The 22,261-nt window shown below is 69.7% G+C and carries 20 protein-coding genes; 8 read left to right on the top strand and 12 right to left on the bottom strand.

Features of this window, described 5'->3' with window-relative positions:
- Position 1 precedes the first annotated feature (1 nt).
- The 6 genes from AC5Y7V_RS20490 to AC5Y7V_RS20465 all read left to right on the top strand — a co-directional run bounded on the left by AC5Y7V_RS20490 (position 2) and on the right by AC5Y7V_RS20465 (position 6,867).
- Complete coding sequence (locus AC5Y7V_RS20490) at positions 2 to 1,237, top strand: phosphoglycerate kinase (protein WP_499881867.1); 1,236 nt, start codon at positions 2 to 4, stop codon at positions 1,235 to 1,237.
- Complete coding sequence (gene tpiA / locus AC5Y7V_RS20485) at positions 1,234 to 2,019, top strand: triose-phosphate isomerase (protein ID WP_499881866.1); 786 nt, start codon at positions 1,234 to 1,236, stop codon at positions 2,017 to 2,019. The genes AC5Y7V_RS20490 and tpiA overlap by 4 nt, the downstream gene beginning before the upstream one ends.
- 30 nt (positions 2,020 to 2,049) lie before the next feature.
- On the top strand, positions 2,050 to 2,283 hold the full coding sequence (secG, locus tag AC5Y7V_RS20480; RefSeq protein ID WP_066929551.1) for a preprotein translocase subunit SecG: 234 nt from the start codon (positions 2,050 to 2,052) through the stop codon (positions 2,281 to 2,283).
- A 45-nt stretch (positions 2,284 to 2,328) separates the two neighbouring features.
- Positions 2,329 to 5,136 carry a phosphoenolpyruvate carboxylase gene (gene ppc, locus AC5Y7V_RS20475; RefSeq protein ID WP_499881865.1) on the top strand — a complete coding sequence of 936 codons (2,808 nt, stop codon included), beginning with the start codon at positions 2,329 to 2,331 and terminating at the stop codon, positions 5,134 to 5,136.
- 16 nt (positions 5,137 to 5,152) lie between these two features.
- Positions 5,153 to 5,944: a DUF1206 domain-containing protein gene (locus AC5Y7V_RS20470; protein WP_499881864.1), complete on the top strand. Its 792-nt coding sequence runs from the start codon at positions 5,153 to 5,155 to the stop codon at positions 5,942 to 5,944.
- Between the two features lie 140 nt (positions 5,945 to 6,084).
- The gene (locus AC5Y7V_RS20465; RefSeq protein ID WP_499881863.1) at positions 6,085 to 6,867 is read left to right on the top strand and encodes a bestrophin-like domain; all 783 of its coding nucleotides are present in this window, start codon (positions 6,085 to 6,087) and stop codon (positions 6,865 to 6,867) included.
- Here AC5Y7V_RS20465 and AC5Y7V_RS20460 read toward each other — a convergent pair.
- Genes AC5Y7V_RS20460 through tkt form a run of 7 tightly spaced genes read right to left on the bottom strand, consistent with a single transcriptional unit; the run spans position 6,834 to position 15,068 of the window.
- Positions 6,834 to 8,135, bottom strand: coding sequence for a cytochrome P450 family protein (locus tag AC5Y7V_RS20460; RefSeq protein ID WP_499881862.1), 1,302 nt, complete (start codon positions 8,133 to 8,135; stop codon positions 6,834 to 6,836). The two genes, AC5Y7V_RS20465 and AC5Y7V_RS20460, sit on opposite strands and share 34 nt — an antisense overlap.
- Before the next feature lie 21 nt (positions 8,136 to 8,156).
- Positions 8,157 to 8,555 (bottom strand): ATPase, encoded by a 399-nt coding sequence (locus AC5Y7V_RS20455; protein ID WP_499882034.1) that lies wholly within the window; start codon positions 8,553 to 8,555, stop codon positions 8,157 to 8,159.
- Between the two features lie 16 nt (positions 8,556 to 8,571).
- Positions 8,572 to 9,315 carry a 6-phosphogluconolactonase gene (gene pgl, locus AC5Y7V_RS20450; protein WP_499881861.1) on the bottom strand — a complete coding sequence of 248 codons (744 nt, stop codon included), beginning with the start codon at positions 9,313 to 9,315 and terminating at the stop codon, positions 8,572 to 8,574.
- The gene (gene opcA / locus AC5Y7V_RS20445) at positions 9,312 to 10,223 is read right to left on the bottom strand and encodes a glucose-6-phosphate dehydrogenase assembly protein OpcA (RefSeq protein ID WP_499881860.1); all 912 of its coding nucleotides are present in this window, start codon (positions 10,221 to 10,223) and stop codon (positions 9,312 to 9,314) included. The genes pgl and opcA overlap by 4 nt, the downstream gene beginning before the upstream one ends.
- A 58-nt stretch (positions 10,224 to 10,281) precedes the next feature.
- Positions 10,282 to 11,847, bottom strand: a complete 1,566-nt coding sequence (gene zwf / locus AC5Y7V_RS20440; protein WP_499881859.1) for a glucose-6-phosphate dehydrogenase — start codon at positions 11,845 to 11,847, stop codon at positions 10,282 to 10,284.
- Entirely contained in the window at positions 11,844 to 12,962 is a 1,119-nt protein-coding gene (gene tal, locus AC5Y7V_RS20435) for a transaldolase (protein ID WP_499881858.1), read from the bottom strand. The genes zwf and tal overlap by 4 nt, the downstream gene beginning before the upstream one ends.
- A gap of 15 nt (positions 12,963 to 12,977) precedes the next feature.
- Complete coding sequence (tkt, locus tag AC5Y7V_RS20430; protein WP_499881857.1) at positions 12,978 to 15,068, bottom strand: transketolase; 2,091 nt, start codon at positions 15,066 to 15,068, stop codon at positions 12,978 to 12,980.
- Positions 15,069 to 15,320: 252 nt separating this feature from the next.
- Here tkt and AC5Y7V_RS20425 point away from each other — a divergent pair, with 252 nt between their 5' ends.
- Positions 15,321 to 16,247, top strand: a complete 927-nt coding sequence (locus AC5Y7V_RS20425; protein WP_499881856.1) for a heme o synthase — start codon at positions 15,321 to 15,323, stop codon at positions 16,245 to 16,247.
- Positions 16,248 to 16,251: 4 nt separating this feature from the next.
- Here the strand turns inward: AC5Y7V_RS20425 and AC5Y7V_RS20420 are convergent, their stop codons facing one another.
- On the bottom strand, positions 16,252 to 17,229 hold the full coding sequence (locus tag AC5Y7V_RS20420) for a quinone oxidoreductase family protein (protein WP_499881855.1): 978 nt from the start codon (positions 17,227 to 17,229) through the stop codon (positions 16,252 to 16,254).
- 19 nt (positions 17,230 to 17,248) lie between these two features.
- On the opposite strand from AC5Y7V_RS20420, the gene AC5Y7V_RS20415 reads away from it, so the two are divergent.
- Entirely contained in the window at positions 17,249 to 17,890 is a 642-nt protein-coding gene (locus AC5Y7V_RS20415; RefSeq protein WP_499881854.1) for a DcsG N-terminal domain-containing protein, read from the top strand.
- Here the strand turns inward: AC5Y7V_RS20415 and AC5Y7V_RS20410 are convergent.
- From AC5Y7V_RS20410 to mptB, 4 genes are read right to left on the bottom strand one after another with little or no spacing between them, the layout of a single operon-like run.
- On the bottom strand, positions 17,840 to 18,793 hold the full coding sequence (locus tag AC5Y7V_RS20410; protein ID WP_499881853.1) for a COX15/CtaA family protein: 954 nt from the start codon (positions 18,791 to 18,793) through the stop codon (positions 17,840 to 17,842). The two genes, AC5Y7V_RS20415 and AC5Y7V_RS20410, sit on opposite strands and share 51 nt — an antisense overlap.
- 46 nt (positions 18,794 to 18,839) lie before the next feature.
- Positions 18,840 to 19,616 (bottom strand): ABC transporter permease, encoded by a 777-nt coding sequence (locus AC5Y7V_RS20405; RefSeq protein ID WP_499881852.1) that lies wholly within the window; start codon positions 19,614 to 19,616, stop codon positions 18,840 to 18,842.
- Positions 19,613 to 20,557, bottom strand: coding sequence for an ABC transporter ATP-binding protein (locus AC5Y7V_RS20400; RefSeq protein WP_499881851.1), 945 nt, complete (start codon positions 20,555 to 20,557; stop codon positions 19,613 to 19,615). Before AC5Y7V_RS20400 ends, AC5Y7V_RS20405 begins: the two co-directional genes overlap by 4 nt.
- Positions 20,554 to 22,242: a polyprenol phosphomannose-dependent alpha 1,6 mannosyltransferase MptB gene (mptB, locus tag AC5Y7V_RS20395; RefSeq protein ID WP_499881850.1), complete on the bottom strand. Its 1,689-nt coding sequence runs from the start codon at positions 22,240 to 22,242 to the stop codon at positions 20,554 to 20,556. The genes AC5Y7V_RS20400 and mptB overlap by 4 nt, the downstream gene beginning before the upstream one ends.
- Positions 22,243 to 22,261 lie beyond the last annotated feature (19 nt).

Genomic DNA, 22,261 nt, shown 5'->3' with positions numbered 1-22,261 from the left:
CGTGAGCATCCCGACTCTCGAAGACCTTCTGGCCGCGGGGGTTTCGGGTCGCGGCGTGCTGGTGCGCTCCGACCTGAACGTCCCCCTCGACGACGGGACCATCACCGACGCCGGCCGCATCACCGCGTCGGTGCCGACGCTGAAGGCGCTGCTCGAGGCCGGCGCCAAGGTCGTGGTCACCGCGCACCTGGGCCGTCCCAAGGGCGGCGCCGACCCGAAGCTGTCGCTGGCGCCGGTCGCGGCCGCGCTCGGCGACCAGCTCGGCCGGCACGTGCAGCTGGCCGGCGATGTCGTCGGCGCCGACGCGCTGGCCCGGGCCGAGGGCCTGACCGACGGCGACATCCTGCTGCTGGAGAACATCCGCTTCGACCCGCGCGAGACCAGCAAGGACGACGGCGAGCGACGCGCCCTGGCCCGCCAGCTGGCCGAATTGGTCTCTCCGGGAGGCGCTTTCGTTTCCGACGGATTCGGGGTGGTGCACCGCAAGCAGGCCTCGGTGTACGACGTCGCCGAGCTGTTGCCGCACTACGCGGGCACCTTGGTCGCTGACGAGATAAAGGTGCTGGAGCAGTTGACCAGCTCCACGGAGCGGCCCTATGCCGTTGTGCTCGGAGGATCGAAGGTGTCCGACAAGCTCGGGGTGATCGAGTCGCTGGCAACCAAGGCCGACAGCATCGTCATCGGGGGCGGCATGTGCTTCACCTTCCTTGCCGCGCAGGGATATTCGGTGGGCAAATCGCTGCTTGAGGAAGACATGATCGAAACCTGCCGCAACCTGCTGGACACCTACGCCGATGTGTTGCGGCTGCCCGGGGACATCGTGGTGACCGAAAGCTTCGCCGCCGACTCGCCGCCACAGTTCGTGGCCGCCAACGCGATTCCCGCTGATCTGATTGGCCTGGACATCGGCCCTGGTTCGGTCAAGCGGTTCGGCACGCTGCTGTCCAACGCCAGGACCATTTTCTGGAACGGCCCGATGGGCGTATTCGAGTTTCCTGCCTATGCGGCCGGCACCCGGGGTGTCGCCGAGGCGATTGTTGCGGCGACCCTGAAGGGCGCGTTCAGCGTCGTCGGCGGCGGCGACTCCGCCGCGGCGGTCCGCGCGCTGAAAATCCCGGAGGACGCCTTCTCACACATCTCCACCGGCGGCGGCGCATCGCTGGAATACCTTGAGGGCAAAACGCTGCCGGGTATCGAGGTTCTCGGCCGCGAGCAACCAAGTGAGGACGACGCGTGAGCCGTAAACCACTGATCGCCGGCAACTGGAAGATGAACCTCAATCACTTCGAGGCGATCGCGCTGGTGCAAAAGATCGCGTTCGCGCTGCCGGACAAGTACTACGACAAGGTCGACGTCACGGTGCTCCCGCCGTTCACCGACCTGCGCAGCGTGCAGACCCTGGTCGACGGCGACAAGCTGCGGCTGACCTACGGCGCCCAGGACCTGTCCCCGCAAGACTCGGGCGCCTACACCGGCGACATCAGCGGCGCGTTCCTGGCCAAGCTGGGCTGCCAGTTCGTCGTCGTCGGCCACTCCGAGCGCCGCACCTACCACCATGAGGACGACGCGCTGGTGGCCGCCAAGGCCGCCGCCGCGCTCAAGCACGAGCTCACCCCGATCGTGTGCGTCGGCGAGCATCTCGAGACCCGGGAGGCCGGCGAGCACGTCAGTTACTGCGAAAACCAGCTGCGCGGCTCGCTGGCCGGGCTGTCGGCCGAGCAGATCGCCAACGTGGTGATCGCCTACGAGCCGGTCTGGGCGATCGGCACCGGCCGCGTGGCCAGCTCCGCCGACGCCCAGGAGGTGTGCGCGGCGATCCGGAAAGAGTTGGCGTCCCTCGCCTCGGCGAAGGTCGCCGACGGCGTCCGGGTGCTCTACGGCGGTTCGATGAACGCCAAGAACGTCGGCGAGCTCGTCGCTCAGGAGGACGTCGACGGTGGGCTGGTCGGGGGCGCGTCGCTGGACGGTGAGCAGTTCGCCACTCTGGCGGCCATCGCGGCCGGCGGGCCCCTGCCGTGACATCGGCGCGCCGCCGGTAAGCTGCACATCATGCAATTGGCCCTGCAGATCACCCTGGTCGTCACCAGCATCCTGGTGGTGCTGCTGGTGCTGCTGCACCGCGCCAAGGGCGGCGGCCTGTCGACGCTGTTCGGCGGCGGCGTGCAGTCGAGCCTGTCCGGGTCGACGGTCGTGGAGAAGAACCTCGACCGGCTGACGGTGTTCATCGTCGGCATCTGGCTGGTGTGCATCATCGGCATGGCCCTGCTGATCAAGTACCGCTGACCGCTCGACGGGCGCAGCACGCGATCCGCCTCGATACTGGGACGCATGGCTGAGGCTTCCGACACCGCGCTCGAACCGATCGGTGCCGTCCAACGCACCCGGGTCGGCCGCGAGGCGACCGAGCCGATGCGCGCCGACATCCGGCTGCTGGGCACCATCCTCGGCGACACCGTGCGCGAGCAGAACGGCGACGAGGTCTTCGAGCTCGTGGAGCGCGCGCGGGTGGAGTCGTTCCGGGTGCGGCGCTCCGAGATCGACCGGGCCGACATGGCGCGGATATTCTCTCGGATCGACATTCACCAGGCCATCCCGATCATCCGGGCGTTCAGCCACTTCGCGCTGCTGGCCAACGTCGCCGAAGACATCCACCGGGAGCGCCGACGGGACGTCCACGTGGCTGCCGGCGAGCCGCCGCAGCACAGCAGCCTTGCCGCGACTTACGCGAAACTCGATCGGGCAGAGCTCGATTCGGGCACGGTGGCCGACGCCCTGCGCGGCGCCCTGGTGTCCCCGGTGATCACCGCCCATCCCACCGAGACCCGCCGACGCACCGTGTTCGTCACCCAGCACCGCATCACCGAATTGATGCGGCTGCGCGCGGCCGGTCACACCGAGACCGACCACGGCCGCAACATCGAGCTCGAGCTGCGCCGCCAGGTCCTCACGCTGTGGCAGACCGCGCTGATCCGGCTGTCCCGACTGCAGATCACCGACGAGATCGAGGTGGGCCTGCGGTACTACCCGGCCGCGTTGTTCACGGTGATCCCGCAGGTCAACGCCGAGGTGCGGGAGGCGCTGCGCGCCCGCTGGCCCGACGCCGACCTGCTTTCGGCGCCCATCCTGCAACCCGGGTCCTGGATCGGCGGGGACCGCGACGGCAACCCGAACGTGACCGCCGACGTCGTGCGGCGGGCCACCGGCAGCGCCGCGTTCACCGCCCTGGCGCACTACCTGGCCGAGCTGACCGAGCTCGAGCAGGAGCTGTCGATGTCGGCGCGGCTGATCACCGTCACCCCCGAATTGACCGCGCTGGCCGACGGCGGCGACGAGAGCTCCCGCGCCGACGAGCCCTACCGGCGGGCGGTGCGGGTGATCCGGGCCCGGCTCACCGCCACGGGCACCGAGATCCTGGACCGCCGACCTCAGCACGAGCTCGACCTCGGCCTGCCGCCGTACTCCGCCCCGGCGGAACTGCGGGCCGACCTGGACGTGATCGACGCGTCGCTGCGCACGCACGGCGCCGAGCTGTTGGCCGACGATCGGTTGGCCCGGCTGCGAGAAAGCGTGCACACCTTCGGTTTTCACCTGTCCGGCCTGGACATGCGGCAGAACTCCGACGTGCACGAGGAGGTGGTCGCCGAGCTGCTGGCCTGGGCCGGGGTGCACCCGGACTACGCCTCGCTGGCCGAAGGCGAGCGGGTCGCGCTGCTGGCGGGGGAGTTGAGCACCCGCCGGCCGCTAGTGGGCGACCGCGCGCAACTGTCCGATTTGGCCCGCAGCGAGCTGGGCGTCGTCACGGCCGGTGCCCGCGCCGTCGAACTGTACGGCCCGGCGGCGGTGCCCAACTACATCATCTCGATGTGCCAGTCGGTGTCGGACGTGCTGGAGGCCGCGATCCTGTTGAAGGAGGCCGGCCTGCTGGACGCGTCCGGGCCGGAACCCTATTGCCCCCTGGGCATTTCGCCGCTGTTCGAGACGATCGACGACCTGCACAACGGCGCGTCGATCCTGCAGGCGATGCTCGACCTGCCCATCTACCGGGCGCTGGTCGACGCCCGAGGCGGATGCCAGGAGGTGATGCTGGGCTACTCCGACTCCAACAAGGACGGCGGGTACCTGGCCGCCAACTGGGCCGTGTACCGGGCCGAGCTCACCCTCGTCGAGGTGGCCCGCAAGACCGGAATCCGGTTGCGGCTCTTCCACGGTCGCGGCGGCACCGTGGGGCGCGGCGGCGGCCCCAGCTACCAGGCGATCCTGGCGCAACCGCCGGGCGCGGTGAACGGCTCGCTGCGCCTCACCGAGCAGGGCGAGGTGATCGCCGCCAAATACGCCGAGCCCGAACTGGCCCGGCGCAACCTGGAGAGCTTGGTGGCCGCCACCGTCGAGTCGACGCTGCTCGACGTGGAGGGGCTGGGCGACGCCGCGGAACCGGCCTACGCAGTGCTCGACGAGGTGGCCGCGCTGGCACACCGCGCGTATGCCGAATTGGTGCACGAGACACCGGGTTTCGTCGAGTACTTCAAGGCGTCCACACCGGTCAGCGAGATCGGGTCGCTGAACATCGGCAGCCGCCCGACCTCGCGCAAGCCCACCGAATCCATCTCCGACCTGCGCGCCATCCCGTGGGTGCTGGCGTGGAGCCAGTCGCGGGTGATGCTGCCGGGGTGGTATGGCACCGGCGCGGCCTTCGAGCAGTGGATCGCGGCGGGCCCCCAGAGCGAAACCGAGCGCGTCGCGATCCTGCACGACCTGTACGAGCGGTGGCCGTTCTTTGCCAGCGTGCTCTCGAACATGGCCCAGGTGCTGTCCAAGAGCGACCTCGGCCTGGCAGCGCACTACGCCGAGCTGGTGGCCGACGAATCGTTGCGGCACAGGGTGTTCGACAAGATCGTCGACGAGCACAAGCGCACCATCGCCATGCACAAGCTCATCACCGGTCACGACGACCTGCTCGCCGACAACCCGGCGCTGGCCCGCTCGGTGTTCAATCGCTTCCCGTACCTGGAGCCGCTCAACCACCTGCAGGTGGAGTTGCTGCGCCGCTACCGCTCGGGCGACGACGACGAGTTGGTGCAGCGCGGAATCCTGCTGACGATGAACGGACTGGCGAGCGCGTTACGTAACAGCGGCTGACGGGCATCCCTGTGCCATGGAACCGGCACAAGTGGCCCAGAACGGCGTCTTCGAACGAATCGCCCGCGCCGGGTACGTGGTGAACGGGTTGCTGCACCTGATCGTCGGCTACCTCGCCTTCCGTGTCGCTTTCGGCGACGGTGGTACCGCCGATCAGACCGGCGCACTGGCGACGTTGGCGGGCAAACCGGGCGGCCCCGTGGTGCTCTGGGTCGCCGCGGCCGCCCTGCTGGCGATGGGCCTGTGGCGGCTGGTCGAAACGGCCCTCGGCCGGTCGAGTGACCGCGAACCCGAGCGCTCGTCGCCGGGAGTGTGGGACCGGGCGAAAGCTTTCGGATTGGCGGCGGTATATCTCGCCTTCGCCTACTCGGCGTTCGGATACGCCCTGGGCGCCGGAAGACCCGCCGATCAACAGAATTCGAGCATCAGCGCCCGCCTGATGCAGACGACCGCCGGGACCGTCGCGCTCATCGCCTGCGGCGTCGTCATCGTCGCCGTGGGCGGCTACCACATCTACAAGGGCGCCAGCCGCAATTTCGTCGGCGACCTCAAGGGCAAGGCGGGTCGTCTGGTGCGGCGCCTCGGCGCCGCCGGCTATGTGGCGAAGGGCGTCGTGATCGCCGGCACCGGGGCGCTGGTCGTCGTCGCCGCGTGCCGCTCGGAACCGAAGAAGGCCACCGGACTCGACGGGGCGCTCAAAACCCTAGGGGCCCAGTCCTACGGGCCGGCGCTGTTGGTCGCGGCCGGCGCGGGGATCATCACATACGGCCTGTACAGCTTCGTGATGGCCCGATCGACCAAAATGTAGGGCTAGCCCTCCACCAGGTCGTCGATAGCACGATCAGCAGCTCGGCCACCGCTCGGGCGACGACGACGAATTGGTGCAGCGCGGTATCCTGCTGACGATGAACGGTCTGACCAGCGCGCTGCGCAACAGCGGGTAACGCGGTGGGTGGGTCCGGAATGCCGCTCTGGCTACTTGTATTTCTCGCCGTCGCCGTCGCGATTCTGGTCGCGGTGGGCAGCATATTGGTGGCAAATCGGATCTTGGACTCGGCCGGCAAAGAACACAATTCGGCGGTTTCGCCGTTCATCACCGTGGTCGGGCTTGTTTACGGCGCCCTGCTCGGATTCACCGTGGTCGTCTCGTGGCAGCAGTTCTCCTCCGCGGCAACGATTGTCGCCGACGAGTCGTCCAGGCTGACGACGCTGTATGGGCAGACCGTCGCCATGCCGGAGCAAGAGCGGACGCAGATGCGGCAGCTGCTCCGGCAGTACGCCACCGCGGTGACCGGTCCTGAATGGGACAAGGAAGGTGGCGGCGGCACCGGTGACGGCGGACGAAACGCGATCACCGGGATGTACCGGGTCATCGGTAGTCAGCCGGCCGACGTGGCGTCGAGCCCGATCAACGGGGCATTCCTCAACCAGTTGAGCGCGTTGGCCTCCGACCGCGCGACGCGAATGATCGACGCCAAACCGCGCATACCGCCGCTGCTCTTCGCGGCGCTGATCTTCGGCGGGGCGGTGCTGGTGACGCTCACGGGATTCCTGCGCATTGGCAGTACCGTCGGCCACATCATGGTGTCCGGCACGATCGCGGTACTACTCGGCCTGCTGTTGTGCATCATCTTCTCGCTCGACCATCCGTTTGGCAGTGAGCGGGGGATCACACCCGAGCCATTTCAGCACGCGCTTCAGGTTTTCGACGCGATCGACCTGGAGAAGTAGTCGACCGGACACGGCCCGTCGGCGCGCGCGACGCCCCCGATCTGCGCCGGCACCGGTACGGGATGCGTGGCCCAGCAAGGCGTCATCTCGTACTCGCCGAGCAGGCGCGTGGTGGCCGTCGTCATCGCGGCCAGCGAAAACGGCTGGGCCGGGCACGAATGCCGGCCGTGCCCGAAAGCGGTCACCAGCATCGGCGACGGCAGGGATTCCTGTCCGACCAGGCGGTGGCGGTTCCATCGATCGGGATCCCACTCGCTCAGCCCCGGCGCCGCCGACGTGTTGAGTAAGGGCAGCAGCGTGGCGATCGTCCAGCCCGGCGGCACCTCGTAGGTGACGTCCCCGGTGTCGAAGCGCACCGGGGAAAGCACGGCGCGGGTCATGATCGAGCGCTGCGCCAGGCGCGTCGATTCCAGCGCGCACCGCTGCGCAAAGTCGTTGTCGCCGGAGCGAACCCGCGCCAGCTCGGCCGGGTGCTCGAGCAGGTCCACCATCGCCCAGCCGAGCGCGGCCGCCAGGTTCGACATGGACGCGATGTGGATGAGCGCGACGTCGAGCGCGATGCCGCGCAGCCGGGGCTGCGGCGCCTCGGTGGACCACTCGGCCACGATCCTGCCGAACAGGCCGTGGTCGCCCCTGAGGGCGTCGTCGCCGGCGTCGTACCTGCGCACCGCGGCGGCGACGATGTCGGCGACCTCGTCCAGCGCGTCCCGTTCGGCGCGTTTGCCCGTCGCCGCCACCGCCGCCATCCGGTCGGGGTGGACGAACGCCTCGGAGCCGTCGAGCGTGTCGAGGGCGCCCACCAGGCGCTCGAAGGCCTGGCCGTCGGCCGACCCGGGACCCGCCCACGAGGCCAGCCCCATGCGGTGGCCGAGCCGTCGCGCGAGATCGAAGACGTCGACCCGGCCGGCCGGTCCCAGCTCCGCGCCGGTCCGCTCGAGCGCCCGCTCCAGGTTGGCGAGGTAGGAGGCCACATCGTCGCGGCGAAACAGGTTGCTGGGCAAGGTCTTACGCCCGATGAAGATGTCGTCGGGAAGTTTGCGCCGCAGCATCAGGTAATCGGCGACCCCCTTGCTGGCCGTGTCCTCGGTGAGCGCGTAGAACGACTCGACCCCGACGGGGGAGAAGGTGAACAGGTAGCGGTCCGGCCCGCTGTGCACGGCGAACGTGTCGCCGTATCGTGCCCGGGCCGCGGCGATGGTCGCGACGGCGTCGTCGACGGACACGTCCCAGGGCAGGCCCGTTCCCTCCGCGTACGGCGGAGTGGGCACCGGGCCGGCGCCGGGCACCTGCTAGTGCGCGGTCCGGTTGCGCAGCCGGTCCAGCACGCCGCGCACGGCATGCTCGGTGACCGACAGCGGCGACATCATCGTCTCGCCCACCTTCACCAGGTCGTCGATCCGCGCGACGATGGCCTCCACCGGCTCCACCAGCACGATCAGGCGCTTGGCCAGGTCGTCGAGGCTGCCCAGGGTGCCGTCCAGGTGATCCAGCCCGGCCTCCATCCGTTCGACCGTGGCGTTCAGGTTGGTCAGCGAGCTGTTCAGCTCCCTCATCGTGGTGCTCAGGCCGTCGAGCACGTCCTCGACCTGCTCGACGGTCTTGTCGGCGTTCAGCGCGGCCTGGGTGAGGGTCTTGATCCGGCTTCGCTCGGGCCCCCCGCGCGCGGTTCTGTCTGCCATGACGGCAATTATGACTTCGGACCGGTCAGGCGGGAAGCTTGGATGCGGCCTCTCGGTCCAGCAGCCACAACGTGGTCTCGAGCCCGACGGCCCCGGCGGCCGGCACCGACGCCGGCGAGGCGCCACCGATGGCGGCGGCCGCCGCCTCGGCCTTGCCCGCCCCGGCCACCATCAGCCACACCTCGCGGGAACGCCGGATCGCGGGCAGCGTCAACGTGATTCGCTGCGGCGGCGGCTTGGGGGAGTCGTCGACGGCGACCACCAGGCGGCTGGTCTCGAGCACGGCGGGGGTGTCGGGGAACAGGGAGTTGATGTGGCCCTCCGGCCCCATTCCCAGCAGGTGGACGTCGAAATTCGGCGCCGGCTGGCCGGGCTCGGCGTTGGCCGCCAGCAGCTGCTCGTAGGCCAGCGCCGCGGCGGCGAGGTCCGCACCGAATTCGCCGTCGCTGGCCGGCATCGTGTGCACCTGGCTCGACGGGATGTCGACGTGATCGAGCAGCGCCTCCCGCGCCTGTTTGTCGTTGCGCTCGGCGTCGTCCTCGGGGACGTAGCGCTCGTCGCCCCAGAACAGGTGCACCTTGGACCACTCGATCTGCTCACGCCGGCTGCCGAGGTAGCGCAGCAGCCCGATGCCGTTGCCGCCGCCGGTCAGCACGATCAGCGCCCGGCCCCGGGCCGCGGTGGCGTCCTGGATGGTCTTGATCAGCCGTCCGCCCGCGGCCTCGACGAGGGCGTCGCCGTCTTCGAAAACTTCGACGATGGGGCTCATACGTACTGCACCTTCTTGATGCCCTCCAGCGCCGTTCGGTAGATCTCGTCGGCGTCCAGCCGCCGCAAGTCCTCGGCCAGGCATTCGCCGGTTTCCCTGCGCGCCAACGGAACCAGCGCGTCGGGTTTGGCGGTGCGGCTCAGCGTGGCCGTCCTGCCGTCCTGCGGGCGGCTCAAGACGATGGTCTCGCTCTGGCGCGCCAGCTCGACCTTGAGGTCGCCGACGGCCCGGCGCACCGGACCGTCGATCCGGCTGGCCAGCCAGCCCGCCAGGATGTCCAGGGCCGGCTCGGTCTGCAGGCCGGACACCACCGCCGACTCGATAGGTTCGTGCGGCGGCTGGTCGACCGCGGAGGTCAACAGCGCCCGCCAGTAGGTGATGCGCGCCCAGCACAGATCGGTGTCGCCGGCGGTGTACCCGGGCAGGCGGCCCTTGATCGCCGACAACGGGTCGATGCCGTTGGTGGCGTCCGTGATGCGCCGGATTGCCAACTTGCCCAACGGGTCCTGCGCCGGCGTCTCCGGGGCGACGTCGGGCCACCACGCCACGACCGGGATGTCGGGCAGCAGAAACGGAACGACCACGCTGGCGGCGTGGCCGGCCAGCGGCCCGGACAGCTTCAGGATCACCACCTCGCCGGCGCCGGTGTCGCCGCCGGAGTGCAGCTGCGCGTCCAGGCGCGGTTCGTCGGCGTAGGGGTCGCCCCGCATCGTCACGATGATCCGGCTGGGGTGCTCGTGGCTGGCGTCGTTGGCGGCCTTGAGCGATTCCTCCAGCACGTCTTCGTTGTCGGGCGCGATGAGCAGCGTCAGCACCCGGCCCATGGTTACGGCGCCCGTCTTCTCGCGCAGCTCGTCGAGTTTCTTGTTGACCGCGGTGGTGGTCGTGTCGGGTAGGTCGACGATCATTGGCGCCGCTCCGCTCCGCCAGTTGTGGCACTACGCGCCATATCGTCGCCGGCGCGGATCATGGCCGCCGCCATTCCCGGCCGGTGCGGCGCAGCATCTCGAATGCCGACTCCGGACCCCAGGTGCCGGCCTCGTACGGGTCGGGCTTACCGTGTGCCGCCCAGTTGTCCAGGACGGGATCGAGGATCTCCCAGGCCAATTCGACCTCCTCGTTGACCGGGAACAGGGACGGCTCGCCGAGCAGCACGTCGAGGATGAGCGCTTCGTAGGCCTCCGGCGATTCCTCGGCGAACGCCGACCCGTAGGAGAAGTCCATGTTGACGTCGCGGACCTCCATCGCGGTGCCGGGCACCTTGGAGCCGAACCGCAGCGTGATGCCCTCGTCGGGCTGCACCCGGATGACCATCGCGTTGGCGCCAAGCTCGTCGGTCATGGTGGCGTCGAACGGCAGAAACGGTGCGCGCTTGAAGACCAGGGCGATCTCGGTCACCCTGCGGCCCAGGCGTTTACCGGTCCGCAGGTAGAACGGCACACCGGCCCAGCGGCGGGTGTCGACCTCGAGCGTGATGGCGGCGAACGTCTCGGTGGTGGAGTCCTTGGCGAACCCCTCCTCGTCGAGCAGGCCGACGACCTTCTCGCCGCCCTGCCAGCCGCCGGCGTACTGGCCGCGGCTGGTGGTCTCGTCGAGCGGTTCGGCGAGCTGTGTCGCCGAGAGCACCTTGATCTTCTCGGTCTGCAGCGCCGCCGGATTGAAGCTGATCGGTTCCTCCATCGCGGTCAGCGCCAGCAGCTGCATGAGATGGTTCTGGATGACGTCGCGGGCGGCGCCGATGCCGTCGTAATAGCCGGCCCGCCCGCCCAGCCCGATGTCCTCGGCCATGGTGATCTGCACGTGGTCGACGTAGTGGGCGTTCCAGATCGGGTCGAACAACTGGTTGGCGAATCGCAGCGCCAGGATGTTGCGGACCGTCTCCTTGCCGAGGTAGTGGTCGATCCGGAACACCGCCTCCTCGGGGAAGACGGCGTTGACGGTTTTGTTCAGCTCGCGGGCGCTTTGCAGGTCGTGCCCGAAGGGTTTCTCGATGACCACCCGGCTCCACCGGTCGCCCTGCGGGCGGGCCAGTCCGGACTTGTGCAGCTGCTCGCACACCACCGGAAACGCGTTCGGTGGGATCGCCAGGTAGAAGGCATGGTTGCCGCCGGTGCCGCGCTCGGCGTCGAGCTTCTCCAGGGTCTCGGCCAGCCGGGCGAACGCCTGGTCGTCATCGAAAGCGCCCGGCACGAAGCGGAATCCCTCGGCCAGCCGCTCCCAGTTCTCCTCCCGGAACGGGGTGCGGCAGTGCTCCTTGACGGCCTGATAGACCACCTTGCGGAAATCCTGCGTCTGCCAGTCCCGGCGGGCGAAGCCCACCAGCGAGAAGGTGGGCGGCAGCAGCCCGCGATTGGCCAGGTCGTAGATGGCCGGCATCACCTTCTTGCGGGCCAGGTCGCCGGTGACGCCGAAAATCACCATGCCGCACGGCCCGGCGATCCGGGGCAGCCGCTTGTCCTGCTTGTCCCGCAACGGATTTCGCCATTGCGCGGCGCCGCCGCGGGAGCTCACCTTGGAGCCCGACGGGCTCATTTGCCGAGGGAATCGAGTTGCTTCTGCGTCTCTTCCAACAGCTCGGTCCAGGACTCCACGAACTTGTCCACGCCCTCTTCTTCCAGCACCACGAAGACGTCGGTGAGGTCGACGCCGACCGCGGCCAGCTTGTCGAACACCTCCTGGGCGGACGACGCAGTGCCGCTGACGGTGTCGCCCTTGACATCGCCGTGATCGGCGACGGCGTCAATCGTCTTCTCCGGCATGGTGTTCACCGTGTTCGGGGCGACCAGCTCGGTGACGTAGAGCGTGTCGGGGTAGTCGGGGTTCTTGACCCCCGTCGACGCCCACAGCGGGCGCTGCACCCGGGCGCCGTCCGACTTCAGCGCCTCGTAGCGATCGCCGCCGAAGACCTCCTCGTAGGCGGCGTAGGCTAGCCGGGCGTTGGCGACGCCGGCCTTGCCGCGCAACCCGAGCGCGTCGGCGGAGCCGATCTTTTCCAGCCGCTTGTCGACCTCGGTGTCGACCCGGGAGACGAAGAACGAAGCGACGGAATGGATCTTCGACAGGTCGTGGCCGGCCTCGCGGGCCTTCTGAAGCCCGGCCAGGTAGGCGTCCATCACCTCGCGGTGCCGCTCGACGGAGAAGATCAGCGTGACGTTCACCGAAATCCCTTCCGCCAGAACGGAAGTGATGGCAGGAATACCGGCCTTGGTCGCTGGGATCTTGATGAACAAGTTGGGCCGGTCGACGATCTTCCACAACTCGACCGCCTGCGCGGTGGTCTTGTCGGTCTCGGCGGCCAGCCGCGGGTCGACCTCGATGGAGACCCGGCCGTCGACGCCGTCGGAGGCTTCCCACTGCGGGCGCAGCACGTCGCACGCGTTGCGCACGTCGTCGGTGGTGACGGTGCGAATGGTGGCGTCCACGTCGGCGCCGCGCTCGGCCAGCTCGGCGATCTGGCCGTTGTACGTGTCGCTGTCGGCGAACGCCTTCTGGAAGATCGAGGGGTTGGTGGTCACGCCGACAACGCTTTTGGTGTCGATCAGCTCCTGCAGATTGCCCGACTGCAGCCGCTCGCGCGACAAGTCATCCAGCCAAACGGACACCCCGGCGGCGCTCAACGCCGCGAGGTTGGGGTTCTGACTGGCCATATGAATCACCCTTTCTCAGTTATCGACTACCTGCTCCGCTGCCGCCGCGACGGCTTCGGCGGTAAAGCCGAACTCACGGAACAAAGTCTTGTAATCGGCGGATTCGCCGTAGTGCTCGATCGACACGATCCGGCCGGTGTCGCCGACCAGCTTGTGCCAGGACTGCGCGACCCCGGCCTCGACGGCCACCCGCGCCGACACGGACGGCGGCAGCACGCTGTCGCGATACTCCTCCGGCTGCGACTCGAACCACTCCACGCACGGCATCGACACCACTCGCGCGACGATGTCGGAGTCCGCCAACAGGTTTCGTGCCTCGACGGCGAGCTGAACCTCGGAGCCCGTGGCGATCAGCACGACGTCGGGCTCGTCACCGCCGTCATCGCCGAGGATGTAGCCGCCGCGGCCCACGCCCTCGAAGCTGGTGCCCTCCAGGATCGGCACTCCCTGGCGGGTCAGGATCAGGCCGACCGGGCCGCTGCCGTTGCCGCGGGCCAGGACCGTGCGCCAGGCGTAGGCGGTCTCGTTGGCGTCGGCCGGGCGCACCACCGACAGGTGGGGGATAGCCCGCAGCGCCGCCAGGTGCTCAATCGGCTGGTGCGTCGGACCGTCCTCGCCCAGCCCGATCGAATCGTGCGTCCACACGTAGATGGTGTCGATGTTCATCAGCGACGCCAGGCGCACCGCCCCGCGCATGTAATCGGAGAACTGCAGGAACGTGCCGCCGTAGGCGCGGGTCGGCCCGTGCAGCACGATGCCGGACAGGATGGCGCCCATCGCGTGTTCGCGGACGCCGAAGTGCAGCGTGCGCCCGTACCAGTCGGCGGTGTAGTCCTTCGTCGAAATCGACGGGGGCCCAAACGATTTGACGTTGTCCATGGTGGTGTTGTTGCTGCCCGCCAGGTCGGCCGAGCCGCCCCACAGCTCGGGCAGCTTCGGGCCGACCGCGTTGAGCACCTTGCCGGACGCCGCGCGGGTCGCCAGCGGCTTGTCTTCCGTTGTCCAGGTCGGGACGTCGGCGTCCCAGCCGTCGGGCAGCTTCTCCGCGGTCAGCCGGTCCAGCAGCGCCTTGCGGTCGGGTTCGCGTTGCGCCCACGCGTCGAACTCCGCCTGCCACTTCTCGTGCGCCTCTTTGCCACGGTCCACCAGCTTGCGGGTGTGGGCGATGACCTCGTCGCGCACCTCGAAGTTCTTGTCGGGATCGAACCCCAGGATCTTCTTGACGGCCGCGACCTCCTCGTCGCCGAGGGCCGCCCCGTGTGCCTTGCCGGTGTTCATCAGCTTGGGCGCCGGGTAGCCGATGATGGTGCGCAGCTCGATGAACGACGGCCGGTCGGTGACGGCCTTGGCGTTGGCGATGGCCTCCTCGATGCCGGCGACGTTCTCGCCGCCCTCCACCCGTTGCACGTGCCAGCCGTAGGCCTCATAGCGCGCGGCGGTGTCCTCGCACAGCGCGATGTTGGTGTCGTCCTCGATGGAGATCTGGTTGTGGTCGTAGAACACGATGAGGTTGCCGAGCTGCTGCACGGCGGCCAGCGACGACGCCTCGGAGGTCACGCCCTCCTCGATGTCGCCGTCGGAGGCGATCACGAAAATGAAGTGGTCGAACGGGCTGGTGCCCGGCTCGGCGTCCGGATCGAACAGGCCGCGCTCGTAGCGCGACGCCATCGCCATCCCGACCGACGAGGCCAGGCCCTGGCCGAGCGGGCCGGTGGTGATCTCAACGCCCTTGGTGTGCCGGAACTCCGGGTGCCCGGGCGTCTTGGATCCCCACGTGCGCAAGGACTCGATGTCGGAGAGCTCCAGGCCGAACCCGCCGAGGTACAGCTGCAGGTACAGCGTCAGGCTGCTGTGACCGGCCGACAGCACGAACCGGTCGCGACCCAGCCAGAAGGTGTCGCTGGGGTCGTGGCGCATCGCTCGCTGGAACAGGGTGTAGGCCAGCGGGGCCAGGCTCATGGCCGTTCCGGGATGGCCGTTGCCGACTTTTTGGACCGCGTCGGCGGCCAGCACCCGGATCGTGTCGACCGCAGCCGAATCGATCTCGGTCCAGTCGTCGGGGAGGTGCGGTTGGGTCAGCGTGGAGATCTCTTCGAGTGTCGTCACAGCCTCAGTCCTTGGGTCATCAAGCTGATATTGCCTACCCTAATGCGGGAGTGCCGGCTCCTGCAGTGCAGAGTTTCGGGTACCCAACGCCGGCCGCAGTGAAAATTACGCCCTCGTTGCCTGGGCTTTGCATTCAGTTCGGAATTCTCGGAAGAATCCCTTTCGGACCCTCCGGGCAGGCGGCCGCCGGCCCGCGGTCTACCATCGTGCGTAGTAGATGCTGCGCGCTGCTGCGACCCGAGGAGTTATTGCGTGAGCGTTCGCGGGCGCGTCGCGCCGAGTCGAGTACCGAGCCGGGTAGAAGGCACGGTCTTGGCGTACCTGGCGCTCACCAAGCCACGGGTGATCGAACTGCTGCTGGTCACCGCGATACCGGCGATGCTGCTGGCCCACCGTGGCACCGTGAACCCGCTGCTGATCCTGAACACGCTGATCGGCGGGATGCTGGCCGCCGGGGGCGCCAACACGCTCAACTGCGTGGCCGACGCCGACATCGACAAGGTGATGAAGCGCACCGCGCGCAGGCCGCTGGCCCGCGCCGCGGTGCCAACGCGCAACGCCCTGGTATTCGGGCTGGTGCTCACCGCCGCCTCGTACTTCTGGCTCTGGTGGACGACGAACCTGCTGTCCGGGCTGCTGGCCATGGCGACCGTCGCGTTCTACGTGTTCGTCTACACGCTGTTCCTCAAGCGCCGCACGTCACAGAACGTGGTGTGGGGCGGGGCGGCCGGCTGCATGCCGGTGATGATCGGCTGGTCCGCGATCACCGGCACCATCGGCTGGCCGGCGCTGGTGATGTTCGCGATCATCTTCTTCTGGACGCCGCCGCACACCTGGGCCCTGGCGATGCGTTACAAGGACGACTACAAGGCGGCCGGCGTCCCGATGCTGCCCGCGGTGGCGACCGAGCGTCAGGTCACCAAGCAGATCCTGATCTACACGTGGCTGACCGTGCTCGCGACGCTGGCGCTGGCGCTGGCCACCGGCTGGCTGTACGCGGCGGTCGCCCTGCTGGCCGGGGTGTGGTTCCTGGCGATGGCCCATCAGCTGTACGCCGGCGTGCGCGCCGGCGAGCCGGTCAAGCCGCTGCGGCTGTTCCTGCAGTCGAACAACTACCTGGCGGTGGTGTTCTGCGCGCTGGCGGTCGACTCGGTGATCGCGCTGCCGACGCTGCTCTAGCCGCTCACGGCAGCAGCACGATCGAGCCCGTCGTCTTGCGGCCCTGCAGGTCCCGGTGCGCGCTCGCCGCTTCGGCGAGCGGGTAGCGGCCGCCGACCTCGATGGTGATGCCGCCGCCGGCGATCGCGTCGAACAGTTCGCCCGCGCGCCAATGGAACTCGTCGCCGGTGCGGATGAAGTGCGCCAGCGACGGCCGGGTCAGGAACACCGACCCGGCCGCGTTGAGGCGCTGCGGGTCGAACGGCGGGACGGGGCCGCTGGCGGCCCCGAACAGCGCCAGGGTCCCGCGCACGGCCAGGCTGGCGAGGCTGGCGTCGAAGGTCGTCGCGCCCACGCCGTCGTACACCGCGGCCACCCCGTCGCCCCCCGTCAATTCGCGGATCTGTTGGCCGAATTCGCCTGCGTCCTCGGGGTAGGAGAGCACCTCGACGGCGCCGGCGTCCTTGGACAGCCGCGCCTTCTCCGGCGTGGAGACCGTGGTGATCACCCGCGCGCCGAGCAGTGTGGCCCACTGCGTCAGGATGAGCCCGACGCCGCCGGCGCCCGCATGCACCAGCACGGTGTCGCCGCTCTTGACCGGATACACCGACTTGAGCAGGTAGTGCGCGGTCAGGCCCTTCAGCATCACCGAGGCCGCCACCTCGGACGTCACGTCGTCGGGCACCTTCGCGGTCAAAGCCGCTGGGGCGGTGGCGAATTCGGCGTATGCACCGGATGTCGCCGCGGCGGTGCCCACCCGGTCGCCCGCGCTTAACCCGTCGACGCCGTCGCCCGCGGCGACGACGGTGCCGGACGTCTCCTGGCCGAGGACGAACGGGACCTTGCGCGGGTACTGCCCGGAGCGGAAGTAGGTGTCGATGTAGTTGACGCCGATTGCCTCGGCCTTGATCAGGACCTCGCCGGGACCGGGCGTCGGCTCGGGGACGTCGACGTAGCGCAGGACTTCGGGACCACCGGTTTCGCTGACTTCGATTGCGTGCATGCCGATATCATGCCCGGGCATGAAGCTGGCCCGGCCGGACGTCTTCCATCCGCGCATCCTGCTGGCGGGAGGTCCGCGGCACCCCGACGATGCGGGGCTGGTGCCCGCGCTGCGAACCCGTGGGCTGCACGCGAGCTGGCTGCCCTGGGACGACCCGCAAACCGTCGCGGCTGACCTCGTGATCCTGCGCGACGCCCCAGACCGCAGCGACGACTTCCTCGCCTGGATGCGCCGCGTGCGCCACCTGCTCAACGCGCCGGAGGCCGTCGAGTGGAATCTCGGCGAGCGGTACCTGCGCGACCTGGAGGACGACGGGGTACCCGTGGCGGCGGGCGCGACGGCGCAGTCGGCGCTGATCTTTCTCGGCGGGGAACGGTCGCACGCCTGGCCGGTCGAGCCGGAGTTCGAGGCGTGGGACCTCGGCTACGCCGCCATCGCGTCGGCCGCCGGACGCGCCGGAATCGGTTCGCGCGACCTGCTTTACGCGCGCGCCGACCTGGCGGGGGACCGGCTGGTGGGGCTCGACCTAGTGGCGCCGTCGCTGGGCTGGTCGCACCTTGACGCCGACACCCGGGCGCGCGCCCAGCGCGAGTTCGCTCTCGCGGTGGAGTCAGCCTGCGAGCGGCTGGGGCTCGGTCCGTTCTCGCATCGACGCCCATAGCGCCGCCGTCGCCGCCGTGCAGGCCGCCGCGCCGGCCACGTGCACCGCGACCAGGGCGGCGGGCACCCCGGTGTAGTACTGCGCGGTGCCGACGGCGGCCTGGGCGCACACGAGGGCCACCAGCACGCCCAGCCGCAGCCGGATCGCCCGGCCGGCACCGGCGGCCAGCAGCCCGAAGCCCAGCCCGACCAGCAGCGTCAGGTACGAGACCAGCAGCGACGAATGCGCGTGCACCAGCGTGGTGATCTCGACTTTCAGCCGGGGCACCGTCCGGCTGGGGCTGCGGTCGCCCGCGTGCGGGCCGGCGGCCGTCACCAGCGTGCCGGTGACCAGCACCGCCGCCAGGTTCACCGCACTCAGCGCCGTCAGCGCGCGCAGCGGCCGCGGCACCCGGTCGTGGACCACGCCGTCGTCCGGCTCGCCGACCTTGACGTAGAGCAACACCGACAGCCACACCATCGTCATCGACGTCAGCAGGTGGACCGCGACGGTCCACCACAGCAGCCCGGTGCGCACGGTGACGCCGCCGATCACCGCCTGCACAACCGTCGACACCGGCATCAGCCACGCGTACACCAGGACCTCGGTGCGCCGGCGCGCGCGGGTGACGACCAGCACCGCCAGCGCGGCGGCGATCACCACCGCGAAGGTGATCATCCGGTTCCCGAACTCCACGGCCTGGTGGATCCGCGGCACCTCGGCCACCGCGACCGGGGTGAAGCTGCCGGGGAAGCACTGCGGCCAGGTGGGACAGCCCAGGCCCGAGGCCGTGACGCGCACGATCGCGCCGGTGACGGCGATGCCGCCCTGGGTGAGGATGACGAGCGCCGCGACGGCCCGCTGGGCGCGCAGGCTGGGGTCGGGGAGCAGGTCCACCAACCGCCGCAGCGTTCGTCGTAGCACCGCCCGATCGTAAGGGCTCCTACGCCGCGTAGTAGAAGCGGCCTCGTCAGGTGAAGCGGAACCAGCGCAGCGCGGCCAGCGCGGCCAGCGCGCCCCACACCGCCAGCACGACGAGCCCGAACCAGTCGACCGACAGCGTCATCGCCTGCGACAGCGCCTCGGTCAGCGCGCCCGACGGGGTCAGCCGCGCCGCCCACTTGACCGCCGTCGGGATCACCTTCATCTCCACGGTCAGCGCGCCGAGGCCGGCGAAGACGAACCACATCAGGTTGGCGACCGCGAGCACGATCTCGGCGCGCAGCGTCCCGCCGAGCAACAGCCCCAGCGCCGCGAAGCCCGCCGTCCCCAGCGCGATGACCGCCGCGCCCAACAGCAATGCCGCGGGCGCGGGTCGCCAGCCCAGCGCAAAACCGATGGCGCCCAACAGGATTGCCTGCAGGAACACCACCGTGACCACGGCCAGGGACTTTCCGGCGATGATGCCCCAGACCGGCAGCGGGGTGGCCCCGAGCCGTTTGAGCGCGCCGTAGCGGCGATCGAACGCGACGGCGATCGCCTGCCCGGTGAAGGCCGTCGAGATGACCGCCAGGGCCATGATGACCGGGACGAAAGTGGCGGCGCGGTTGCGGCCGAAGTCGCCGAAGGGCAGCAGCGTCAGCCCGACCAGCAGCGTGATCGGGATGAACATGGTCAGCAGCAATTGCTCGCCGTTGCGCAGCAGCAGCTTCAATTCCAGCCCGAACTGCGCGGCGAGCATCCGCGGCACGGCGCTGGGGCGCGGATCGGGTGTGAATGTCCCCGCGGGGAACACCGACTCGGTCATGGCCGTAGCTTCCTGCCGGTGAGGTCGAGGAAGACGTCCTCGAGGCTGCGTTGCTCGACGCGCATGTCGGTGGCCAGCACGTCGATCTGCGCGCACCACGCGGTGACGGTCGCCAGCACCTGCGGGTCGACGGGGCCCTCTACCAGGTACTCGCCGGGCGTCACCTCGGTGGCCTTGTAGTCCTCCGGCAGCGCGGCGGCCAGCAGCGACAGGTCGAGGCGTGGGGGCGCGGTGAACCGCAGCTGGTCCTTGGCGCCGGCCCGCATCAGTTCGGTCGGGGTGCCCGAGGCCACCGTCACCCCGTGGTCGATGATCACCAGCCGATCGGCGAGTTCCTCGGCCTCCTTGAGTTGGTGGGTGGTCAGCACCACGGTCACGCCGTCGCGGCGCAGCGCGTCGATCAGCTCCCACACCAGCAGCCGCGCGTGGGCGTCCATGCCGGCGGTGGGCTCGTCCAGGAACACCAGCTCGGGCCGGCCGACCAGCGCGCAGGCCAGCGCGAGCCGCTGCTGCTGGCCGCCGGAGAGCCGCCGGTAGGTGGTGCGGGCGGCGTCGGTGAGGCCGAGGGTGTCCAGCAGCCACGCGGGGTCGAGCGGGTCGGCGGAGTAGGCGGCCACCAGGTTGAGCATTTCGCCCGCCCGCGCCGCGGGATAGCCGCCGCCGCCCTGCAGCATCACCCCGATGCGCGCGCGCAGGCGGGCGTTGTCTGCGATGGGGTCCAGGCCGAGCACCTGGATGGTGCCGGCGTCGGGGCGCACGAAGCCCTCGCACATCTCGACCGTCGTGGTCTTACCGGCGCCGTTGGGCCCGAGCAGGGCCAGCACCTCGGCGGCGTGCACCTCCAGATCGAGATCCGAGACCGCGGTGGTGGAGCCGTATTGCTTGGTGACCCCGCGCAGCCGAACGACAGTGTCGGGCGTATCGGGGACGGCGCGGCTCACGTGGAATCAGCGTAGGCGTCGGGCTTCGGGGTCTCGGCGGGAGCCGGGGCGGGCAGCTTGATCACCGCCTCGCCGTTGGCTTCTGGGCCGTTCGGCCGCAGTTGGCGCCACGGCAACCGGGTGTAGGTCACCGCGATGAGCACCGCCACGATGAGGCTGCTGGCCAGCGTGGCGTCCACGATCTGGAACAGGGCGAAGCGGTCGCCGTTGGCCGTCGGGCCGAAGATGCCGACGACCAGGGTGATGACGATCACCGCCACCCGGAAGCCCGGGCGCGTCGCCCAGGCGGCCAGCGGGATGATGGCCCACAGCAGATACCACGGCTGCACCACCGGGAACAGCAGCACGCAGATACCCAGCGCGACGCCCAGGCCGCCGATCGGGTGCAGCCGGCCGCGGAACACGGCCACCAGCAACCAGGCCACCAACACCATGATGATCAGCACGCCGATGCCACGGGTCAGCGCCAGCACCGCGGTGGTGTGATCGCCCAGGCCCAGCAGGATGCCGACCTGGCCGGTCCCGAGGGCCAGCAGCGTCGGCGGCGACATCCAGCTGCGCACGACGTTGGCGGTGCCCAACGTGTAGATCCACCCGAACCCGAGCCCGCTGGCCCAGCCGACGAGGGCCATCACGGCCAGCGCCAGTGCCGCCATCCCACCGCCCGCCAGCAGCAGGGCGCGCAGGTTGCCCCCGCAGCGGTAGGCCAGCGCCATCGTGACGAAGCCCAGTGCCAGCAGCGACGGCAGCTTCACCTGCGAAGACAGGGTGATCAGGATCGCGCCCGCGAGCAGCATCCCCAGCGGTTCCCAATCCGCGCCCGGCCGCCAGGAGGTGGGCAGCAGTCGCGGAGAGTCGATGCCGCGCAGCGCGAACTCGGCGCCGGCCAGCATCAGCCCGAGCATCAGCGCCTCGTTGTGGACGCCGGCGACCAGGTGCATGATCAGCAGCGGATTTGCGGCCCCCAGCCACAGCGCGCTCACCTCGGCGACGCCGCAGCGCCGGGCCAGCCGCGGGGTGGCCCACACGATCAGGCCCACACCGATTAGCACCACCAGCCGGTGGCACAGCACGGCGGCGACGATGTTCTCGCCCGTCAGCGCCGAGATGCCGCGCCCGATCCACAGGAACAACGGGCCGTAGGGCGCCGGGGTCTCGCGCCACAGGGTGGGCACCGACAGCGTGAACACGTGGCCGAGACCCAGCCCGGACGCCGGGCCCACCTTGTACGGGTCGAGCCCCTCCAGCGAGATCTGGCTCTGCGCCAGGTAGGAGTAGACGTCCTTGCTGTACATCGGCGGCGCGATCAGCAGCGGCAGCGTCCACAGCAGCAGGGTGCGGTCCAGGTCGCCGCGCGACATCCGCCGATTGCCAAGCGCGAACCGGCCCAGCATCAGCCAGGCCAGCGCCATCATCACCGCGCCCGTCGTCGTCATCGTCAGCGAGACCGTCTGGATGCGCGACGGCAGGTTGAGCAGCCGGACCCCGAAGGTCGGGTCCTGCACGACGGGCCGCGCCCCGGCGCCCAGCGCGCCGATCGCCATCAGGACGGTGCCGGTGGCGCCGAACAGGCGGGTGCGCTGCAGCGCGGTGAGCTCGGTATCGTTCAGCGGCGAACCCACTGCTTGCTCGTCGCCGTGCAGGCTGGCGATCGACGAGCTCAGCGTGTGGTGGCGGGCTGCCATCAGAGCAGCGTAGCCGCCG

The sequence above is a fragment of the Mycobacterium sp. NGS34 genome (genome assembly GCF_059812845.1).
The sequence above is the reverse complement of the archived record's forward strand: the minus strand, read 5'-3'. Positions and strand labels throughout refer to the sequence as shown.

Excerpts from the sequence above, each read along its gene's own strand:
- secG (WP_066929551.1), top strand. The coding sequence starts at position 2,050 with ATGCAATTGGCCCTGCAGATCACCCTGGTCGTCACCAGCATCCTGGTG.
- ppc (WP_499881865.1), top strand. The coding sequence starts at position 2,329 with ATGGCTGAGGCTTCCGACACCGCGCTCGAACCGATCGGTGCCGTCCAA.
- AC5Y7V_RS20470 (WP_499881864.1), top strand. The coding sequence starts at position 5,153 with ATGGAACCGGCACAAGTGGCCCAGAACGGCGTCTTCGAACGAATCGCC.
- pgl (WP_499881861.1), bottom strand. The coding sequence starts at position 9,315 with ATGAGCCCCATCGTCGAAGTTTTCGAAGACGGCGACGCCCTCGTCGAG.
- opcA (WP_499881860.1), bottom strand. The coding sequence starts at position 10,223 with ATGATCGTCGACCTACCCGACACGACCACCACCGCGGTCAACAAGAAA.
- zwf (WP_499881859.1), bottom strand. The coding sequence starts at position 11,847 with ATGAGCCCGTCGGGCTCCAAGGTGAGCTCCCGCGGCGGCGCCGCGCAA.
- tal (WP_499881858.1), bottom strand. The coding sequence starts at position 12,962 with ATGGCCAGTCAGAACCCCAACCTCGCGGCGTTGAGCGCCGCCGGGGTG.
- AC5Y7V_RS20420 (WP_499881855.1), bottom strand. The coding sequence starts at position 17,229 with ATGCACGCAATCGAAGTCAGCGAAACCGGTGGTCCCGAAGTCCTGCGC.
- AC5Y7V_RS20415 (WP_499881854.1), top strand. The coding sequence starts at position 17,249 with ATGAAGCTGGCCCGGCCGGACGTCTTCCATCCGCGCATCCTGCTGGCG.
- AC5Y7V_RS20405 (WP_499881852.1), bottom strand. The coding sequence starts at position 19,616 with ATGACCGAGTCGGTGTTCCCCGCGGGGACATTCACACCCGATCCGCGC.
- mptB (WP_499881850.1), bottom strand. The coding sequence starts at position 22,242 with ATGGCAGCCCGCCACCACACGCTGAGCTCGTCGATCGCCAGCCTGCAC.